General features: G+C 71.2%; 14 protein-coding genes. 10 read left to right on the top strand and 4 right to left on the bottom strand.

All coding sequences use genetic code 11. The annotated features are described in order from the left end of the window. Positions 1-84 precede the first annotated feature (84 nt). The 3 genes from LUX31_RS21520 to LUX31_RS21510 all read left to right on the top strand — a co-directional run bounded on the left by LUX31_RS21520 (position 85) and on the right by LUX31_RS21510 (position 6329). Complete coding sequence (locus tag LUX31_RS21520) at positions 85-3474, top strand: S8 family serine peptidase (RefSeq protein ID WP_235476547.1); 3390 nt, start codon at positions 85-87, stop codon at positions 3472-3474. Positions 3475-3559: 85 nt separating this feature from the next. Beyond that, positions 3560-5863: a hypothetical protein gene (locus LUX31_RS21515; RefSeq protein WP_328285681.1), complete on the top strand. Its 2304-nt coding sequence runs from the start codon at positions 3560-3562 to the stop codon at positions 5861-5863. Positions 5864-5906: 43 nt separating this feature from the next. After that, positions 5907-6329: a hypothetical protein gene (locus tag LUX31_RS21510; protein ID WP_235476545.1), complete on the top strand. Its 423-nt coding sequence runs from the start codon at positions 5907-5909 to the stop codon at positions 6327-6329. 60 nt (positions 6330-6389) lie between these two features. On the opposite strand, the gene LUX31_RS21505 is transcribed toward LUX31_RS21510, so the two are convergent. After that, positions 6390-7859, bottom strand: a complete 1470-nt coding sequence (locus tag LUX31_RS21505) for an FAD-binding protein (protein ID WP_235476544.1) — start codon at positions 7857-7859, stop codon at positions 6390-6392. Between the two features lie 209 nt (positions 7860-8068). Then, positions 8069-8548, bottom strand: a complete 480-nt coding sequence (locus tag LUX31_RS21500) for a DUF5707 domain-containing protein (RefSeq protein WP_235476543.1) — start codon at positions 8546-8548, stop codon at positions 8069-8071. Between the two features lie 189 nt (positions 8549-8737). Here LUX31_RS21500 and LUX31_RS21495 point away from each other — a divergent pair, with 189 nt between their 5' ends. The 3 genes from LUX31_RS21495 (at position 8738) to LUX31_RS21485 (ending at position 12531) form a co-directional block, all read left to right on the top strand. Further along, on the top strand, positions 8738-11362 hold the full coding sequence (locus LUX31_RS21495; protein WP_235476542.1) for an ATP-binding protein: 2625 nt from the start codon (positions 8738-8740) through the stop codon (positions 11360-11362). Between the two features lie 103 nt (positions 11363-11465). Next, complete coding sequence (locus LUX31_RS21490; RefSeq protein ID WP_235476541.1) at positions 11466-12155, top strand: response regulator; 690 nt, start codon at positions 11466-11468, stop codon at positions 12153-12155. Positions 12156-12189: 34 nt separating this feature from the next. Then, positions 12190-12531, top strand: coding sequence for an SCO4225 family membrane protein (locus tag LUX31_RS21485; protein ID WP_235476540.1), 342 nt, complete (start codon positions 12190-12192; stop codon positions 12529-12531). A gap of 40 nt (positions 12532-12571) precedes the next feature. On the opposite strand, the gene LUX31_RS21480 is transcribed toward LUX31_RS21485, so the two are convergent. Continuing rightward, positions 12572-13450, bottom strand: a complete 879-nt coding sequence (locus LUX31_RS21480; RefSeq protein WP_235476538.1) for a DUF4394 domain-containing protein — start codon at positions 13448-13450, stop codon at positions 12572-12574. A 335-nt stretch (positions 13451-13785) separates the two neighbouring features. Here LUX31_RS21480 and LUX31_RS21475 point away from each other — a divergent pair, with 335 nt between their 5' ends. The 3 genes from LUX31_RS21475 (at position 13786) to LUX31_RS21465 (ending at position 16339) form a co-directional block, all read left to right on the top strand. Further along, a complete protein-coding gene (locus tag LUX31_RS21475) occupies positions 13786-15060 on the top strand; it encodes a PucR family transcriptional regulator (protein WP_235480005.1) in 1275 nt (424 codons plus the stop codon). A 154-nt stretch (positions 15061-15214) separates the two neighbouring features. Continuing rightward, a complete protein-coding gene (locus tag LUX31_RS21470; protein WP_235476537.1) occupies positions 15215-16012 on the top strand; it encodes an SGNH/GDSL hydrolase family protein in 798 nt (265 codons plus the stop codon). An 84-nt stretch (positions 16013-16096) separates the two neighbouring features. Then, a complete protein-coding gene (locus tag LUX31_RS21465; RefSeq protein WP_235476536.1) occupies positions 16097-16339 on the top strand; it encodes a hypothetical protein in 243 nt (80 codons plus the stop codon). A gap of 74 nt (positions 16340-16413) precedes the next feature. On the opposite strand, the gene LUX31_RS21460 is transcribed toward LUX31_RS21465, so the two are convergent. Next, positions 16414-17763 (bottom strand): helix-turn-helix domain-containing protein, encoded by a 1350-nt coding sequence (locus LUX31_RS21460; RefSeq protein WP_235476535.1) that lies wholly within the window; start codon positions 17761-17763, stop codon positions 16414-16416. 219 nt (positions 17764-17982) lie between these two features. Here LUX31_RS21460 and LUX31_RS21455 point away from each other — a divergent pair, with 219 nt between their 5' ends. After that, a complete protein-coding gene (locus tag LUX31_RS21455) occupies positions 17983-18780 on the top strand; it encodes a DUF4232 domain-containing protein (RefSeq protein WP_235476534.1) in 798 nt (265 codons plus the stop codon). Positions 18781-18788 lie beyond the last annotated feature (8 nt).

Below are 18788 nucleotides of genomic sequence, written 5' to 3'. Positions count from 1 at the left end.
CGGGACGGCTTCCTTCCGAAGCCTTCCGATTCCGAAGTGTCAGGAGTTCAGGTGCAGTTACGCGCAAGACCAAGGCGTGCGGTCGTGGCGGCGGGGGTGGCCTCCACGGCCCTTCTGCTGGCCGGTGTGCCGGGTGCGGAAGCCCAGGACGCCGGCGGCGCCGGCACGGTCAGTACGGCGGAGGTGGGTGTCGGCAAGGCGGCCGGTTCGGCCGAGGCCGTGAAGACGGTCACCCTCGTCACCGGTGACCAGGTCATGGTGGATGGTGCCGGAAAGGTCACCGGTGTGGTGCGGGCGGAGGGCCGGGAGCGGGTGCCGTTCTCCGTCCGGGAGGTCGACGGACACACCCGGGTCGTGCCCGGTGACGCCGAACTGCTGCTGGCGCAGGGCAAGTTGGACGCCCGGCTGTTCGACGTGACCCAGCTGGTCGCCGACGGGTACGACGACGCGGGCCGTACCGACGTACCGCTGATCGTCACGTTCAAGGGCAAGAAGGCGCCCTCGATGACCCCGTTCACGGGAGCCGGGGCGAGGATCGGCCGGGCGCTTCCGGTGGTCAACGGCAAGGCGATGCGCCCGGTGAAGAAGCGTGCCACCGAGTTCTGGAACGCCGTCACCGGGGACCAGACGGAGGGAACGGCGGAGTTCACCGCCCCCACCGCCGTCGAGAAGGTGTGGCTCGACGGGCGGCGCAAGGCCAGCCTTGACAAGAGCGTCCCGCAGATCGGCGCGCCGACCGCCTGGGCCGCAGGGTACGACGGCACCGGCACCAAGGTCGCCGTGCTGGACACCGGCGTCGACAAGGCCCACGCCGACCTCTCCGACCAGGTGATCGCCGAGCAGGACTTCACCGGTTCGGAGTCCGGCACCGCCGACAAGTTCGGCCACGGCACGCACGTCGCGTCCATCACGGCCGGGACGGGCGCCAAGGACGGCGGCAAGTACAAGGGCGTCGCCCCGGGCGCGAAGATCCTCAACGGCAAGGTTCTCGACGACGAAGGAGGCGGCTACGACTCCGGGATCATCGCGGGCATGGAGTGGGCGGTCGCGCAGGGCGCCGACGTCGTCAACCTCAGCCTCGGCGGTACGGACATGCCGGGCATCGACCCGATGGAGGAGACGGTCAACCGGCTCTCCGCCGAGTCCGACTCGCTCTTCGTCATCGCCGCCGGCAACGAGGGCGAGTACGGCGAGGGGACCGTCGGTTCGCCGGGCAGCGCGGACGCCGCGCTCACCGTGGGCGCCGTCGACAAGTCCGACGCGCTCGGCGACTTCTCCAGCCGTGGCCCGCGCGTCGGGGACGGCGGGGTCAAGCCCGACCTGACCGCGCCCGGTGCCGCCATCACGGCCGCCGCTGCCGCCGGAAGCCTGCTGGAGGAGTTCTACCCCTCCGACATACCCGGCTACCTCACCCTCGACGGCACCTCCATGGCGACCCCGCATGTCGCGGGCGCCGCCGCCATCCTCGCCCAGCAGCATCCCGACTGGAGCGGCGAGCGCATCAAGGCGGTCCTCACCGGTTCGGCCAAGCCGGGCGCGTACAGCTCCTTCCAGCAGGGCACCGGCCGTACGGATCTGGTGCGGGCGCTGGAGCAGGGCGTCGTCACCGAGCAGCAGCCGCTCGACTTCGGTCTCCAGCAGTGGCCGCACGGCGACGACGCTCCGGCGACCAAGGAGGTGACGTACCGCAACCTCGGTACGGAGCCGGTCACCCTGGACCTGTCCGTCGACGCCCTCTCGGTGGACGGCAAGCCCGCCGCCGAGGGCATGTTCGAGGTCTCACCGAAGCAGCTCACCGTCCCGGCGGGCGGCGAGGCGAGCGCCTCCGTCACCGCCGACACCCGCGCGGGCACCACCGACGGCTCCTTCGGCGGCTCGGTGCAGGCCGTCTCCGCCGACGGGAAGGTCCAGGTGCGGACCGCTGTCGGTGTGGAGCGCGAGGTCGAGTCGTACGACCTGACGATCAGGCACCTCGACGAGAACGGCGAGCCGATCGGCGACGCCGCCACCCAGATCAGCGCCATCCACAGCGACTTCTACGCCGACCTCGCCGACGAGCAGGACGGCGAGCTGACCGTACGGGTGCCCAAGGGCGTCTACACGCTGAGCGGGGTGATCCACCCCTCCTACGAATCCGCCGAGCACGCCATCCTGGTGCAGCCGATGATGACCCTGGACAAGGACACCACCGTCACCATCGACGCCCGGCAGGCGCGGCCGGTGAAGGTCACCGTGCCCGACGCGGCGGCCGAGAACACCGAGGCCACGGTCCTCTTCAGCTACGACCGGGGCGGTGACCTGGGCGCGGCCACCATGGAGTACATCCTGCCGACCTTCGAGGGCACCACCTTCGGACAGCTCGGACCCGAGCCGACCGCCGACGGCACGTTCGCCGTGTACGCCGGTGACTGGACCCGCGAGGACGACGAGGGCCGACCCGTCACCTACCACCTGGCCTGGAACCGCACCGGCAGGCTGGACGGCTTCGCCGCCACCGTCGAGCAGGACCAGCTCGCCAAGGTCGACCTCCAGGCGGGCGTCCCCGTCGGCGGCAGGGGCGTCCAGATCGAGGTGTCGCCGCACACACCCGACGGCGACCTGATCTTCGGCGCCACCGACCTGAGGGGCGACCTGCCGATACGCACCACCGACTACGTCCTCGACAACGAGGTCAAGTGGTCCTTCCGTATGTGGCAGATGTTCGGCGAGGACCGCGACAGGCACGCCGAGACCTTCCTGATGCGGATGCCGCGAACCTGGGAGGCCGGACGGAGCTACACCGAGCGGTTCAACGTCGGCGTCTTCGGCCCGGTCCTGCCCGCCGAGGGCGACCTCGGACCGGAGCGCGGACTGCCCGGCATCGTGCGGTACGGGAACACCATCAGGGCCTTCCTGCCGCAGTTCGGCGACGGCTCCGGCCACTGGGGCCTCAGCGACTACACCTCGGTGTCGAGCTCGCTCCAGGCGGACGGCAAGGAGATACCCGACGACTACGGCTACTCGCCGATCGACCTCACCGAATACACGGTTCCCGCCGAGGACAGCGCGTACCGGCTGACCGTGGACGCCTCACGTGATCCGGCGGTGTATCCGGTCAGCACCCGCGTCCGGACGGAGTGGACCTTCCGCTCCGCCACCACCCCCGAGGACGAGAACACCGGGCTGCCGCTGTCGGTGGTCCGCTTCTCGCCCGACCTGAGCCTGTCCAGCACGGCGGAGGCGAAGGCGGGCAAGCGGTTCTCGGTGCCCTTCACCGTCGAGGGCGCGGCGGCCGGACAGCGGCCCGCCAAGCTCGCCTTCGAGGTCTCGTACGACGACGGCGCCACCTGGCAGCACGCCAAGGCCGTCGGTACGCACCTGGCGCTGACCCACCCGGCCACGGCGGGCTCCGTCTCGCTGCGCGCCAAGCTGACCGACCGGGCCGGCAACACGCTGGTCCAGACGATCGAGCGCGCCTACCTCACGACCCAGTAACTGTCATAGAACTCTCGTTCGGGGCGGTGTCGACACCGCCCCGAACGGGGACAGCCCTAGGATGCGGCTCCGACTCGGACCACCCTTGTCCCGTCCGCCCTTACGCGGGCGCATCACGCTGCTGTGCCTGTTCCTCCTCCTCGTGGGCAGCCCCTGGGGGCAGCGGCAGGCGGGGGACTTCTACGTCGAGCACTACGACGACGCGGCCACGCGCTGGCTGGTCGAGGGGGCGTTCGTCCCCAGGTGGGACTTCTCCGCCGACGACTACGCCGACGACTACGTCGACTACCTCGGCACCTCCATGCTGGTCGTGCAGAACATCAGCGTCGTGCTGCTGCTGGTGGCGCTCGCCTGGGTGATGGCGAGGCTGCGGGCGCGCGAGACGGTCGGCTGGGGCCGCTGCCTCCTCGCGGTCGTGCTGGTGTCCGAACTCGTGGCCGTACTGCGCTGGTTGCTCCTGGAGACCTACGTCGACGGACTGGAACTGCCGGACCGCTGGCTGCGCACCGAACTCCTGCACGCCCCCCTCGCCTTCGGCCTGCTGGCCGGTGTCCTGATCGCTCTTCTGACCGCCGGACCACCACGTGTACGGATCACAGGGTCGGCCGGCGCCACCAGGGCGCCGTTCCGCCCGAGAAAGGGAGGTGTCGCCATGACGACCCCGCAGGCGCACATGCCGGTCGGGAGCATGCCGGGTGATGTCACCCGGTATCTGTGCGCAGCGGCATACGTCGACGAGGAGTTCGCCGACCGGGTGGTGGACGGGGTGATCGCGGACGAGGCCAGTGCCGTCGCGCCCTCGCCCGGTGTCGACCTGGTGGCGGTGGCCCACCACTGCCTGGCGGCACAGGAGATCCGCCGGCGCCGCGATCTGCGGCTGGCGGGCGCGTTCGCGGTCGTGGCGGTGCTCGCGCCGCTGTGGCTGCTGTTCAGCGCGGTGTTCCTCTCGTTCACCGCGAGCGTGGGCCGCTCCCGGCCCGGCCTCGCCACCCGGGGCCAACACCAGCCGGGCAACAGGGCGTTGGTGAGTACGGTGGTCACCGCGGCAGTGGCGGTGCCCTTCGCCTTCCCCCTCGCCGCCGCCATCGCGTCCCTGCCCGTGTCCGGGTTCATTGCCTGGCTGCTCGGCGCCTACCTGGCCGGGATCCCGGCCGTGCTCGCCTCCGTCGGCGCGGTGGTGTTCGCATACGTGACGGTCGTACGGCACGAACTCGGCATCGACCTGCTGCTGCGCACCACCATGACCCGCGCTGCGTTCGCCCGGCGTCGGCTGCCCGCCCTGCCGCTGAAGCAGTGGATCGTCGACCGGATGGCGGTCGTCAAGGAGGCGCGGGACGGCAACGTCACCGTGTACAGCGGGTTCTCACCGTTCGTCGGCTACGCGCCGCCCGCCTCCACCTGGTCGGTCGCCGTGCCGCTCCTGCCCGCCGACGACCCGGTCGACAAGCGCCCGCGCCCCGGCGGGCCGGTTGCCTTCACCGTCGTCGAACTCGTCGCCCACGTACACGAACACCTCCGCACGGTCGCCGCGCGCGACGGCGCCGACGGCATCGCGGACACCGCGCCGAAGGCCCCGGCATCCTCCGAATCCCTCGGCTCCCTCACCATCGAGGACCGGGTCTTCGTGGACGGCACGACCATCGGCGACGACGAACGGTTCATGACGACCGCCGGCCTGACACCGGCCACGAGGCTGCCGGCCGAGGCGGTCGAGGAGATCATGCTGCGTCCGACGGGCACGGTCCGCTACCACCTGGCGGTCCATGTGCCGCTGTGGGGCGGCGACGTGGTGCCGAGCGTGCTGCTGCACTTCTCGACCGAGGGCAGGACGTTGCACCTGCACTGCGGCAACCATGTGCTCGGACCGGTGGGCGCCGTCTACCACGTCGTGGACCGGCTGCGTGACCCGCTCACCCCCGAGCGGCAGCGCGGACTGCTGGCGGAGGCTCTGCACCGCACCGGCCCGGCGTTCTTCGGCGCGCCCTCCCGGGCGCTGCGCCAGGCCCGGTTCGAGACCCGGCGCACCCAGCGGATGGCGGCCGAGCTGACCGCCATGGAGCAGGACCCGGTCTTCGACTACGGCGCCCGGATGAGCATGCGGGAGATCGCGACGAGCCCCGTCTACCAGAACTACTTCCAGGTCGTGGACGCCGACCGGGTCACCTCGGCGGTGCAACGCCACACCCTCGCCGCGATCCGGGAGTTCCTCGACGCACGCGGCTACGACACCACCGACTTCCGCGCCCAGCAGCAGACCATCCTCAACCAGGGCGTCATCCAGCAGGGCGGTACGAGCATCGTCGGCAACCAGGCGATCGGCACGGGGGCCAACGCGACACAGAACCTCCCGCGGCAGACCGGTCCGGCCGCCGCGCCCGCCCAGAAGTAGCCACAAGCAGCCACAAACAGCCTGAGAGAGAAGGGAGTCCGCGATGAGCAGCAGCAGCGGTGACGACGGCCGTCCCGTGGCGCCCCAACCGCCCGTCAACAACGGGCTGGTGATCAACGGCGGCACCCACTACGTCGGCAACCAGGCGATCGGAAACCGGGCCCAGGCATTCTCCGGCTCGGTCGGCTTCCAGCCGCAGGACCCGGCACAGGCCGCCGCCCGTACGGCCGAACTCCTCGTGTACGTCGAGCAGTTGCTGTCCGAGCACCGCGCGGCGCTGGCCGACCCCGAGGCCACCACCCGCGAACTGCGGCGCCTGCGTGAGGAACTCGACGAGGAGGAGCCGCAGCCGCCGGTGCTGCGCCGCGCCCTGGACCGGCTGACCGAGTTCGTGCAGCCGGTGACCCCGCTGGTCGTCGCGGTCGGCGAACTCGCCCAGACGGTACGGGGAACCCTGGGCGCCTGACGCCAACCACCGTCCGGACAACGGCGGTTGGCGCAGTCACCTCTGGCTGCTGCTACGGCCTCAGAAGATGCCCTGGCCCGGGACGAGGACGCCTCGCGGGTCGTATCTGCGCTTAGCCTCCTTCAACTGCGGCCAGGCCGCGCCGAAGTGGGTCCGCCAGTCCGCGCGGGTGAAGGGGATGCTCCCGACCGGGTACTGGGTGCCGCCCGCCGCCGCGACGGCCTCGTAGGCGGCGCGGTTGGCGGCCAGGAGACGGTCGACGGTGGCGGTGTCGGCCGGCGGGGTGGCCCGCAGGATCGCGAAGAGGTGCGTCAACTCGTCGTCGGTGGTGGGCAGGAGCGCGGTGGACAGGCGATCGCTAGGGAACGGGTAGGTGAGGACGAGACCCGCGCCAACGTCCGCCGGGGTGAGGTCGGCCAGCTCCGCCGCGATGAGCGAGCCGGCGGACTCCCCGGGGAGCAGCAGGTTGAGCCACGGGTGGGCGTACGCCCAGATGCCGGCCTCCTTCAGGGCGGCGACGACGGGGGCCAGCCGGTCGATGAAGTCGTAGTAGGCGAGGTCGGAGGCCTGGACGCCGGCGGTGTTGTGGCGCAGACCGCGCAGCAGGACCGTGTCGTCGGGGGCGGGGCCGACCGGCGGGCCGTAGGCCACGGCCTCCAGGGTGGGGACGCGGAAGTTCCCGTCGGCGTCCGCCGAGATCTGGCCCTCGACGTAGTCGAAGCGGCCGTCCCGGACGAGGGTGCGCTGGTCGTCGAGGAAGGTCTCCAGGTCGTCGTACGGCAGCAGATAGTGCCGTACGGTCTCCGGCGCGGCCACCAGCCGGAGGGTGGCGCCGACGACGACGGCGACCTGGCCGAGGCCGGCGAGGACGGCGTGGAACAGGTCGGGGCGCCGGGCCGGTGAGCAGCGTACGAACTCGCCGGCCCCGGTGACGACCTGGAGTTCGGTGACGTTGTCGGTCTGGGCGCCGTACCGCTGGCTCTGGCCGCCGAGGCCGCCCACGGAGAGCGTGCCGCCGACGGAGAGTTCGATGTAGTCGGTGAAGACGGGCGGGGTGAGGCCGTGGACGAGCGTCGCCTTCGTCACCTCGCTCCATCTCGCGCCCGCGCCGACGGTGACGGTGGTGGCGCCCGGTGACAGGGCGCCGATGGCCGCGAGGGTCGCCGTCTCGATGACCAGACCGTCCTCGACCTGGCCCCCGCCGTAGGTGGCGTGTCCCTGGCCGCGCGGGGCGACCTTCAGCCGGTGCTCGTTGCAGAAGCGGACCATGGCGACGACGTCCTGGACCGATCCGGGGCGCAGGACGGCGCGGGGACGGCGGTGCACGATGTGGCCGTAGTCGTCGGCGGCGGCCGTGAGCGACGCCTCGTCCATGACGAGGGTCCCGTCCAGGGGCGGGAGCCCTACCAGGTCCGGGTCGGGGGAGCCGGTGGTGGCCCAGCTCCGGGTGGTGGTGGCGAAGCCGGTCACCACCGCGCCGGTGACCGTGAATCCGCGCAGAACGCTACGCCGTGACGGTGTGTGGGACATGTGCGCTACACCTCGCAAACAACCTGGAATGGTCAATTCCGGATCAGTGTAAGGGAGTTCATCCGTTTGGCCGCAGTATGACCGCCTCGCGCGGTGCCGACAGTTGAGGGGAGTTGATGGAGCATCGCAGAAGAACCTTGCTCGGTCTCCTCCCCCTCACTCAGTCGCGGCAGCCCTCCTACGGCCGCCCCGAGCCACCGCCGCCGCGGTCAGCGGGTGACGGTGACGTCGAAGGTGGCGGCACGGGGTACGAACGTCGTGCCGCCGTCCACGGCCGTCGCGAGCGCCGAGACGTACCAGGTGCCCTGGGCCAGCTCGGCCGCCTCCGCCTTGGTGACGCGCAGGGTGTAGGTGCAGCGGGAGGTGTCGTCGGTGGTCTTCGCGCAGACGGCGCTGTCGACGTTCCGCAGCTCCGCCTCGGTCGGGTCGAGCTTCGAACTCGCGGGCCAGGCAATGACCTTGACGCCCTTGACGCCCGAGTCGTCGCTCACGTCGGTGGTGAAGGTGAGCGCGCCGGCCTTGCCGTCGGACGGGGCGACGAAGCGGGCCGAGCCGTTCTCCAGGGTCGGCTCGGTCGGCGCGGAGGCGGAGGCCATGGCGAGGCCACCGGCGGCGATACCGCCGACGAGGGCGACACCGAGGAGCGAGGAGAAGAGCATGTGCTTCGAGGAGCTGGACGTCTTGAACATGGGAGATCCCCCTGAACTGGGCGGCTCGGCCGCTGTGGTTGATGTGATCGAATCTATGGCCGGGCACCCGGCCCGGTCTTCGGGCGGACGGACGATCAGCGCGTGCAACCGGAGATAGAGAGACCGGGAAAGGGATCCCCCTTCAGCGGGAGCCGGGCCGCTCACCTGCGGACCTAGCCTGGTCGAGCCATGAGACGAACAGACATCACCACCGACGACCGGCTCCTCCCGGTCCTGCTGCTCTGCGCCCAGGCCGCGGTCTGGCCCGGCGCGGCGCTCGTACGGGGCACGGTCCCGGCCGCGTCCGCACTCCTCGTCGCGGCCCTGGTCGCCGGCCCGGTCACGGCCGCGCTCGCCCTGCGCCGCACCCGTCCGGTGGTCACCCTCGCGCTGGTCGCCGTCGCCTGTGCGCTGGGCGCCGGGGCGCTGCCCACCGGTGCGACGGCGGTGTTCGGCACCGCCGGGGTCGCGCTGGCCCTGTTCACCGTGGCGACCGAACGCGACACGTTCACCACGGTGTTGTGCGTGCTGTCGCTTGCGGTCTGGCAGGCCCTCCAGGACATCACCCTGCACGGCCTCCGCGACCACGACGGCATCGACCTCGCCCTGACCACCCTCCTGTACGGGGCGGCCTGCGGAGCCGGCTTCTTCGTACGCCGGACCAGGCGCGCCCGTAAGACGGCCGAACTCCTCCTGAAACGCGCCGAGTCCGAGCGCCACCGGCTCCCGGCGACCGAACGGCGCCGGATGGAAAGGGAGTTGCACGACGTCAGCGCCCACCATCTGACCGCCGTGGTCGTCACGGCGGGCGCCGCCCTCGGACTGCGCGAACGCCGGCCCGAACTGGCCGCCGAGGCCCTGGAGTTCGCGGTGGACACCGGCCGCGAGGTCAGCCGGGCCCTCGGCGCGGTACGGGCGCCGGCACCCTCGCGCGAAGACCTTCCCTCACCGGAGGAACGGCTCCTCGACCTGGTCGCCGGATTCCGGCGCCTCGACCAGGAGGTCGACTGCGAGATCGACCCCCTGCCGGACGGCGCCGTCGCGGACGCGGCGTACGGCATCGTGCGCGAGGGCCTGACCAACGTGGCCCGGCACGCACCGGGCGCGCACACCCGGGTCCTCGTGCGGTACGGCGACACGCGTACCGACGTCGCGGTCATCAGCGCGGCTCCACCCGCCGGCGCGGCGGCACACGGCGCGGGCCTGGGCGGAGGGCGCGGCCAGGGGTTCCTGCGGTCCCGGGCCCGGGAGGCGGGCGGCACGCTGCACAGCGGCCCCACGGCGGAGGGCGGCTGGGAGGTGAGCGCGGTACTGCCCGGCCGTACCGCCGCCCCCGTGGAACGGTCGGTGCCACGCGCCTACCGCGTGGCCCAGGCGATCGCCGCCGTCGGCCTGGTCCTCCAGCCACTGCTCCCGGCGCTGATCTTCCGGGCGGAGACCGCGTCCAGCGGTGGGCGGGTGTCGGCGGGGCTGCTCTTCGCGCTGCTGGCGGCGGCCCAGGCGGTCGCCCTGCTGTGGCTGCGCCGCGCACCCCGCACCACCCAGACCGCACTGCTCGGCCTCGCCCTCCTCTGGCCGGTGGCGATGCCGGCCGGCCACTACACGGGCCCGACCCTGCTCCCGCCCACACTGAGCGCGCTCGCGACCTGCGCGGCACTGGCGGCGGCCGCGGCCCGCAGGACGGCCACTGGTGACTCGCCGTCCGAGGACCGGGTGCTCCCTGCGCAGGCCCACGGCGTCGGGGCTGCCGTGGCTGTGCTGGTCCGGGGTGCGGCGCGTCCGTTCCGTGCGGTGGGCGCTGCCCGCAATTCCGCTGCCGCCGGTGCCACGCCGTCCGAGGACCGGGTGGTCCCGGCCCCGGCGGTAGTGGCCACCGGTGTCACGGCTGTCGTGGCTGTGCTGGTCCGGGGTGTGACGCGTCCGTTCCGTGCGGTGGGCGGCGCCCGCGACTCCGCTGCCGCCCGTGTCCTCCCGCCCTGGGACCGGGTGCTCCCGGTACTGGCCGTCGTGGTTCACGGCGTCGCCGTTGCCGCCGCCGTCCTGGACCGGGGCACCACGTTCCCGTTCTGGGCGGTGGCCTTCGGCGCCGGGGGCGGCACGGCCCTCGTGGTCGCCGCCGCGACCTGGGCCGGCTCCGTGCGCGGACGGCGCGATCGGGCCGACCGGGGCACGCACGACGAACGGCTCGCTGCCTGGACGGAGGAAGCCGTCCGGGACGCGTGGGCCGAACGGCGGCGCATCGCCGCCGGGTTGGAGACGACCGTACTTTCGCGCACCGCCGACATGGTCGCCGAGGCGGAGGCGGGCCGCCTCGACGAGACCGCCGAACGCGCCCGCGAGGCCCTGGCCGCGATGCGCGCTCTCCTCGACACGGTCCGGCAGCCGGAGGGCGAGGGCGGCGAGGGCGGCGAGGGCGGCCCGGGGCCCGAACTGCGCCCGCAGCCCACCCTCCAGGCCCTCGACCTGCTCGCCCACCAGTGCCGCGCCACCGGCCGCGACGTCGAGATACGCCTCACCGACCGCGTACCGGAACACCTGCCCACCGCCGTCGACCTGGCCGCCTACCACGCCGCCGAGACAGTCCTCGCGGCCGGCGGCGAGGCCCCGGCGCTGCTCGAACTCGACGCCGCCGACGGTACGTTGACGCTCACGGCCACCGGCGTCCCGCGCGCCGCCGGTCCCGCCGTACGGGAGCGACTGGCCGCCCGGGTCGAGGCACTCGGCGGCACCCTGACCACAGACGGGCCGGGTACGGTCCACCTCCGGCTGCCATTCGCGCCGGTCGAGGAGGAAAGGGGGGCAGGGGAGCGATGACGCTCAAGGCGCTGGTCGTCGGCACGCTGACCACACACGGGCCCGGTACGGTCCACCTCCGGCTGCCATTCGCGCCGGTCGAGCAGAGGGAGTTGGGGGAGCGATGAGCCTCAAGGTGCTGGTCGTCGACGATCAGGGCATCGTCCGGGCGGGATTCGTCGCCGTGATCGACGCCGAGGAGGACCTGACGGTCGTCGGCGAGGCGGCCGACGGAGCGACAGCGGTGCGGCTCGCCGAGGAGCTGGCTCCCGACGTGATCGTGATGGACGTACGCATGCCCGAACTGGACGGCATCGCCGCCACCCGGATCATCACGGGCCGCGAGAACGCGCCCCGCGTCCTCGTCCTGACCACCTTCGACCTCGACGCGTACGTCTTCGACGCGCTGCGTGCCGGTGCCTCCGGTTTCCTGCTCAAGGACGTACGCCCGGCCGAACTGCTCGACGGCATACGGGTGGTGGCGACCGGCGAGAGCGTGCTCGCCCCGTCCGCGACCCGTCGCCTCATCGGCCACTACGCCTCCCGGCCGAACGCAGGGAACCGCACCGACGGCGGCGGCCCCCGCGAGCTGGACAGCCTGACCGAGAGCCAGCGGGGCGTCCTCGCCCTGATCGCCGCCGGGCTCAACAACGCGGAGATCGCCGAGGAACTCGGCATCACCGTCGGCACCGTCAAGTCCCATGTGAACGCGCTCCTGCGGAAGTTGGGCCTGCGCGACCGCGTCCAGGCGACGATCCTCGCGTACGACCTCGGGCTGGCCCGCCCGAACCCGCCCGGCAACGCCCACCTCTGACCACGACGGTCATCGACACGACCCAGGAGTTCCCGTGACCGGTACCGATTCCGGCCGAAGTCTTCCCCGTACCTTTCCCCGCCGCATCCGCCACGCGCTCAGTGACCTCGCCGCCCTCGTCTACCTCGGCATCTGCGCCGTCCTGCTCGTGTGGGCGCTCGTCGTGACGATCAACGACAGCACGGACGAGTCCATGGCGCTCGTCATCCCGATGCTCGCCACCGCCCCGGCCAGCTTCGTGCTGTTCTTCCTGCCCGACGGCCCCGCGATGGTCGTCCTCGCCATAGGCGTCGGGGCCCTGGTCAACGCCACGGTCATCGGCTGGTGCGCCCGCGTACTGCGCCGCGGCCCGGGAAAGCCGGACCGCGGCGAGTAGGCGCTGTAGGCGCTGTAGGCGCTGTCGAGGACTCGGAGAGTCAGCTGCCGCTGAGGCTGATGGTGAAGTCCGTGAGCTGGACCGTGTTCGGGAACGTACCGATGAGCGTCGGCGTGCCGGTGAGGATGTCGATGCCGTAGAAGGACGCCCTGCCGCCGTACGGCGTGAGGGCGGCGAAGGCGGTGTTGGCGGTCGTCTTGCCGTTGGTGAGGGTGCTGAAGATGTCGTAGCCGGCTTCGAGGTTCGCGTCGAAGCCGAGCAGTCCGGTCGCGACGAGGTTGCCGGCGTTCGGCGGCGACTGGATGGTGATCTGGTCGTTGTAGGTGTCCACGTTGGTGAGCGTGGTGCCGGTGGCGCCGACCAGGTCGTTGTTCGTGTACGCGGCGCCGGTCACCCCGGTGGCGGCCGTGGTCAACGGCGGGATGTTCAGGTTGGTGTCGGCGACCGTGGTGCCGTCGTTCAGGTTGTGCCGCAGGTTCTGGCCGTTGTTGCTGATCACCCGCAGCCGGTCGGCCGCCGGGTTGAAGTCGATGTCGAAGGATGTGCCGTAGAGCGCGATCTGGAGCTGGGAGACCTTGGTGACGACCACGCTCGTGGTGGTCGGCGGGGTGCTGATCGTGTAGATGCCGCCCTGCACGCCGAGCCCGTACATGAGACCGTTCTGCACCCGCTGGTCGACCGCGACCAGCTTGGTGTCGCCGCTGAGTCCGGTGACATCCTGGACCCAGTTGAGCGTTCCCGGGGTGTCGGTGTAGAAGCTCGCCATTGTCAGGCCGTCAGCGGTGATCCCGTACGCCATCAGCCTGGGTGTGGCGGTGGCCGCGGCGGTGCTGGAGCCGGGCGAGGTCACCATGAGCGCGGTGGCCGCGGACACGACGGCGACCGCGGTCGCGATTCTCTTTCTCGTTCCGGATTTCATGGCTTTCAGCATTGTTACCCTCCCGTTTGAACACAGGTCACTGGAGAACACAGGTCACTGGAGAACACAGGTCACTGGGTGGCACGAGCCCCACGAATTCGAAGGTGGGCCCTTTTCCGAAACGGTCCCCCTGGGCGTCGGGCACGGTTCTCATTAAGCCGAGGTCACAGCGTCCTCACAAGAGAATCGAGCCGCAAGAACGCCCCGATACGGGAACTTTGCGCACTGTGACAAATACGCGGCACGCACACCCTTCACCGTTTCACCGAGATTGATAAACGCCCGTCCGGTTTTCGTCTGTCGCCCCTCTGGCCGTGGGTGACATGCTCACGCTTATGGGGAGCCTCTTCGCCGAACTGGCCCGGAGGGCGTCGACCAACGCCCACCGCGAGGTCGAGACGTACGTACGCGAGATACGGGAACTCGGGTCCCTGGACACGAGTTCCCGGGCCAGGGCCGAGACGATGGAGTACTCGGTCTGGCTCCGCCGCCGCACGGTCGAACTGGCCCCGGGCAACGACATGCTGACCGACGACGACCTCGGCTACATCGCGTCGATGGGCGAGGTCCGGGCCGGCGCCGGGATGTCTCTGGACTCACGGCAACGCATCCTGCGCGTCCACACCGAGCTGATGCTGCGCGAGATCAACGAGGCGACCGAGGCCCAGCGCGGCGGCGACCTCGACGAACTCATGCGCATCATGGGCTGGTTCGCCCCCCAGGGCGAGCGCGGCATCGGCGCCTACCGCCGGGGCTTCGTGACGGTGATGCGCCGGCGTATGCCGTACGTGGAACAAGTCGCGCTGCTGGCACGGTCGTTGCTGTCCGAGAACGGGGCGGCACAGGAGCTGGCCCAGGTCGCCGACATGGAACTGGCCGAGTCCTACACGGTGTTGGTGATCCGGGTGCCGGACCGCTCGCCCGGCGACCGCGAGTTGGACAACGATATCGAGGCGCTGGTGAAGACGTACCAGGTCCCGATGACGTGGTACCCGGAGCACGAAGGAGACGGCACCGTCAGCAGTGGTGGTGCCGGCAGAGGCGGCGAACTGGTCGCCCTGGTCCCGGATCCAGCCCCCGACCCGCTGCCGGACCTGGCATCGGATCCCGTGAGACGCCGCCTCGTACCGGACCTCTTACCGGATGTCGTCCCCGACCTCTTACGGGACTTCGCCGACGCCCTCGGCCGCCCCTGCGCCGCCGGCACCGCCACCGCACCGCTGACCGGCCTCGCCGAGGCGTTCGACCGGGCCCGCCGGATCAGCAGGGCGGCCCCGCTGCGGCGGGCGTCGACCCGGCTGAGACCGCACACCCTGGCGGACGTCTTCGTCGAACTCGCCGTCGGCGAGGTGCCGTTCGTCGACGACTGGCTCCGCACGACGGCCCGGCGCCTGGAGTCCGGCCCGGACCTGTTCGTCACCCTCGACGCGTACTACCGCCACGACATGAACCGCGGTCCCGCGGCGGCAGCCCTCAACATCCACCCCCGCACCCTCGACTACCGCCTCCGCCGGGTCCGCGAACTCACCGACACCGACCCCGGCTCGACCCACGGCGTACGGCTCTTCAGCGCGGTCGTCGCCCGTGACCTGTCGGGAGCGTGGCGCTGACCCGCAGTACAGGAACGGGGGCAGTTCTCGCCGACGAGGGCGCCAATTGCCGGGCATTTTCCCTCACTTACGACCGAGCGGCCCCGAATTGCCCGAATGGCGCACCACTTTACGATCCTCACGCCCTCCCCCTTCCAGTCTCCAGAAGGAACTCATGCGTAAATTGGCGTCAGTTGTCGTCAGCACTGTGGTGGCATTCGCCGGTATGGCGGCGGTGGCAGGCACCCCCGCCCATGCGGCGGGCGAAAAGGAGTACGTCGCCCTCGGCGACTCGTACGCCTCCGGGGTCGGCGCGGGGTACTACGACACCGCCAGCGGCGACTGCAAGCGCAGCCAGCTCAACTACCCGGCCCAGTCGGCCGCCGCGCACTCGGAGTACACGCTCAAGGACGTCACCTGCAGCGGCGCCACCATCGCGGACGTGCGCGCCAACCAGCTGTCCGCCGTGACCAGCGGCACCGACCTCGTCACGCTCACGGTGGGCGGCAACGACGCCCAGTTCTCCACCGTCGTCCAGAACTGCCTGCTGGAGTCGGACAGTTACTGCAAGACGGCCACGGACTGGATGTCGTACTACGCCAAGAACCAGCTGGTGACGGAGCTGGCCACGCTGTACAAGGACATCAAGGCCCAGGCGCCGGACGCCGAGATCGTCGTCGTCGGCTACCCGCAGGCACTGTCCCTCACGGGGACCTGCCCGGTGATCGACCTCAGCACCGCCAAGCGCACCTACATGAACGCCTTCGCCGACGCGCTGGCCGAGGGCGCCAAGGCCGCGACGGCCCAGGAGTCGGTCACGTTCGTCGACGTCCGCGACACGTTCAAGGGTCACGGGGCCTGCGGCACCGACCCGTGGATCAACAACCTGAGCAGCGGCTCCGAGGTCTTCCACCCCAACCTGACGGGCTACATCCACTACGCCGACCAGCTCAACAAGGCCCTGGACTCCTGACCTGGGCTTCGCCGGGCGGTCCGGGGGCGAATTCGCTGCTGGGCCGCCGGCACGCCCGGATGCTGTCGTGGATCATTTCGGTACATGTCCATGAAGCGCATCAATGTCCACGCCGACGCCGACCCCGATGACCTGGCGATCATCAAGGAGGCCGCCAGGCGCCGGGGAATCCACCTCGCGGCCATGGCGAACCGCGTCTGGGACGAGCCGCTGTTCTCGCGCACCTTCGAGGGACCGGGCCGTACGCCGTCCAGGGCCGAGGTCAGTGACACGGTCGCCGACGCGGTCGGCCGCGAGACGGACCCCGAGCCCGGAGACGATGGGTGAGCGTCGGTGAACAGCACCTGCGGGCGGACGGTCGTACGCGTCCTCCCCGGCCACGGGTGTAGCTGCCTCCACCGTCAGCCGGGAATGTTGGGCTCGTACGGGTGGCGCTCCCAGGCGGAGGAACCGTTCGGATACACGTACGAGGGCCGGCCCACGTTGCCGCTCGTGCGGAAGGGGTTGCCGTTGTCGTCGAGGCGCAGGATTCCGTGCTGTGCGCCGCTGGACCACTCCAGCTCCAGGTACCAGCCCACGTAGTACGCCCGTGCGTCCGCGAAGATGTAGAAGACCTCGGGATCCGACTCGCTCACCTTGTACGGGAAGCCGCGCTGACCCGACCTGGGGGAGACCAGGGGCCGCCCGTCGTCGAGGTTCACGTCGAAGGCCTTCGTGTCCACGCCGCCGCCACAGCCGTCGTGCATCTGGTAGTCGTTCCAGGCGAGCGGCTCGCTCTTGTCCACCACCCGCACATGCACGTCCTCCAGGACGACCGTGGCCTTCCCGGTGCCCTGGATGGTCAGCGCGATCATCTGCTGCCCGGCGGTGACCCCGCCGAGCGCGGAGTTCCAGCCGCGCGCGTCCGGCTCGTTCGGCGGCGGAGGCACCTGGTCGGCCTCACGATTGATCAGGAGGTGCGGGCCGCACGGGTCTGCCCACTTGTACGGGTTGACGGTGACGATCGGCGCGGTCGCCCCGTCCTCGACACCGTCGCCCTGCCCGGTCGCCCCGGCCTCGGCGCTCCGGGAGGGGGAGACGGAGGTGGAGGGGGAGGTGGAGACCGTAGGACTGCCGCTGGGCGAGGCGGACGGCGAGGCCGACCCGCTCTTCGTGGCGGTCGGCCCAGAGGTGACGGGACCGCTGTCCGTGACCCCGGGGGCCGCGACCCCCACGGACCGCTTCCCGCTCTCGTCGTCATCTCCCTTGCCGGGTACGAGATTCACCACGAGCGTGGCGGCGACGACAGCCGCGACCACGGCGGCCCCGGCGAGGACGACGGTACGCCGACGCCGAGCCGGGGGAGCCCCGGCGGCCCCGGGTTCCTCGGGTGCCCCGGTGTCCAAGTTCGCTGCCGGCGCCTGCTGTTCCTCCTCGGCGGACGCGGCGGACGCGGCGGACGCGGCAGGCATGGCAGGCGTGGCACCCACGGGTTCCGCCACCGGAGCCGTGGCGGCGCCCGCCTTCTGCTGCCCCCGCATGGCATCCGCCAGGACCCACCGCCGGTGCAGCTCCATCAGCTCCTCGGGCGTCGCCCTGCACAGCCGGGCGAACCGCTCCACGGGTGCGTAGTCCGCCGGTACGGCGTCCCCGTTGACGTACCGGTGAAGCGTGGACGCACTCATGTGCAGCCGCTTCCCGAGCACTCCGTAACTCAGCCCGGATCGCTCCTTCAACCGGCCCAGCAGTTCCGGGAACTCATCCCCCGTCACCGTTCCTCCCTCTTCCCGTGTCCCGGACCGCCATTCCAGGCGGGTGTTGTTCCCCCAGGTCAGAGGGGGTTCTGGCGTTCCAGCGTCCCGGATGCCCCGGCGTTTGTGGCGGCTGGGACGGATCACCGGACAAGCTCTGGCCATCCAAGCACGCCGCTTCCGGCACCCGGTCAGGTGGCCTGCGCACTAACCCTTCTTGTAGCGAAATCGGGGAATCACATGTCCGCACGAACCGCTCGTACCGCCCGCACCCGTCTGCTCGCCGCCGCCGCACTCACGGTCGCCACTCTGACGATGACGGCGTGCAGCAGCGCGGAGGGCACCCGCGACGAGGGCGCCCCGTCCGCTTCCTCCCCCGCCACCGAGTCCACCTCCTCGTCCACGACGAGCGGGGGGACGACCACGGGGGCGGGACAGGCGAGCGACAAGGGCTCGACGGGCACCACTGGCACCTCCGGCTCGACCGGTACCAGCGGCTCCAGCGGGACGACAGGCTCCACCGGCACCTCGGGCTCCACGAACTCCTCGGGCACCTCTGGTTCCACAGGCTCCACGGGTTCGTCAGGCTCCACGGGCTCGGACAGCTCGGACGACTCCGAGTCCAACCTGTCCCCCTGCACCCCCGCCAACACCAGGACGACCGCCACGGTGGTCAACCGCCCCCTGAACCACGTCCTCCTCACCGTCACCAACACCGGCTCCGGGAACTGCGACCTCGCGTACTACCCGGCCGTGCGGTTCGGCGAGGCCCAGTCCGTCCCGCCGGTCATCGAGGACTCCCAGCCGCAGGCCGTGGTCACGCTCGCCCCCGGTGAGTCGGGCTATGCGGGCGTCACCGTCTCGGCGGCGGACGGCAGCGGCTCCAACGGCTACACGGCCAAGACCCTGGAGGTCTACTTCAACTCGGACAGCACGAGCCCCGCCCGCCCGTCCCTGCCCGCCAAGGGCGTGTACGTCGACGACTCGATCACCGTCACGTACTGGCAGTCGGACATGGCCGACGCCCTCTCCTGGTGACATCCCTT

This window comes from Streptomyces sp. GQFP, from assembly GCF_021545335.1.
Taxonomy (GTDB): domain Bacteria; phylum Actinomycetota; class Actinomycetes; order Streptomycetales; family Streptomycetaceae; genus Streptomyces.
The sequence above is the reverse complement of the archived record's forward strand: the minus strand, read 5'-3'. Positions and strand labels throughout refer to the sequence as shown.

What these genes read in the sequence shown, in the direction of transcription:
- LUX31_RS21505 (WP_235476544.1), bottom strand. Translation starts at nt 7,859, where the DNA reads ATGTCCCACACACCGTCACGGCGTAGCGTTCTGCGCGGATTCACGGTC.
- LUX31_RS21475 (WP_235480005.1), top strand. Translation starts at nt 13,786, where the DNA reads ATGGGGAGCCTCTTCGCCGAACTGGCCCGGAGGGCGTCGACCAACGCC.
- LUX31_RS21470 (WP_235476537.1), top strand. Translation starts at nt 15,215, where the DNA reads ATGCGTAAATTGGCGTCAGTTGTCGTCAGCACTGTGGTGGCATTCGCC.
- LUX31_RS21510 (WP_235476545.1), top strand. Translation starts at nt 5,907, where the DNA reads ATGAGCAGCAGCAGCGGTGACGACGGCCGTCCCGTGGCGCCCCAACCG.
- LUX31_RS21455 (WP_235476534.1), top strand. Translation starts at nt 17,983, where the DNA reads ATGTCCGCACGAACCGCTCGTACCGCCCGCACCCGTCTGCTCGCCGCC.
- LUX31_RS21465 (WP_235476536.1), top strand. Translation starts at nt 16,097, where the DNA reads ATGTCCATGAAGCGCATCAATGTCCACGCCGACGCCGACCCCGATGAC.
- LUX31_RS21495 (WP_235476542.1), top strand. Translation starts at nt 8,738, where the DNA reads ATGAGACGAACAGACATCACCACCGACGACCGGCTCCTCCCGGTCCTG.
- LUX31_RS21480 (WP_235476538.1), bottom strand. Translation starts at nt 13,450, where the DNA reads ATGAAATCCGGAACGAGAAAGAGAATCGCGACCGCGGTCGCCGTCGTG.
- LUX31_RS21500 (WP_235476543.1), bottom strand. Translation starts at nt 8,548, where the DNA reads ATGTTCAAGACGTCCAGCTCCTCGAAGCACATGCTCTTCTCCTCGCTC.
- LUX31_RS21490 (WP_235476541.1), top strand. Translation starts at nt 11,466, where the DNA reads ATGAGCCTCAAGGTGCTGGTCGTCGACGATCAGGGCATCGTCCGGGCG.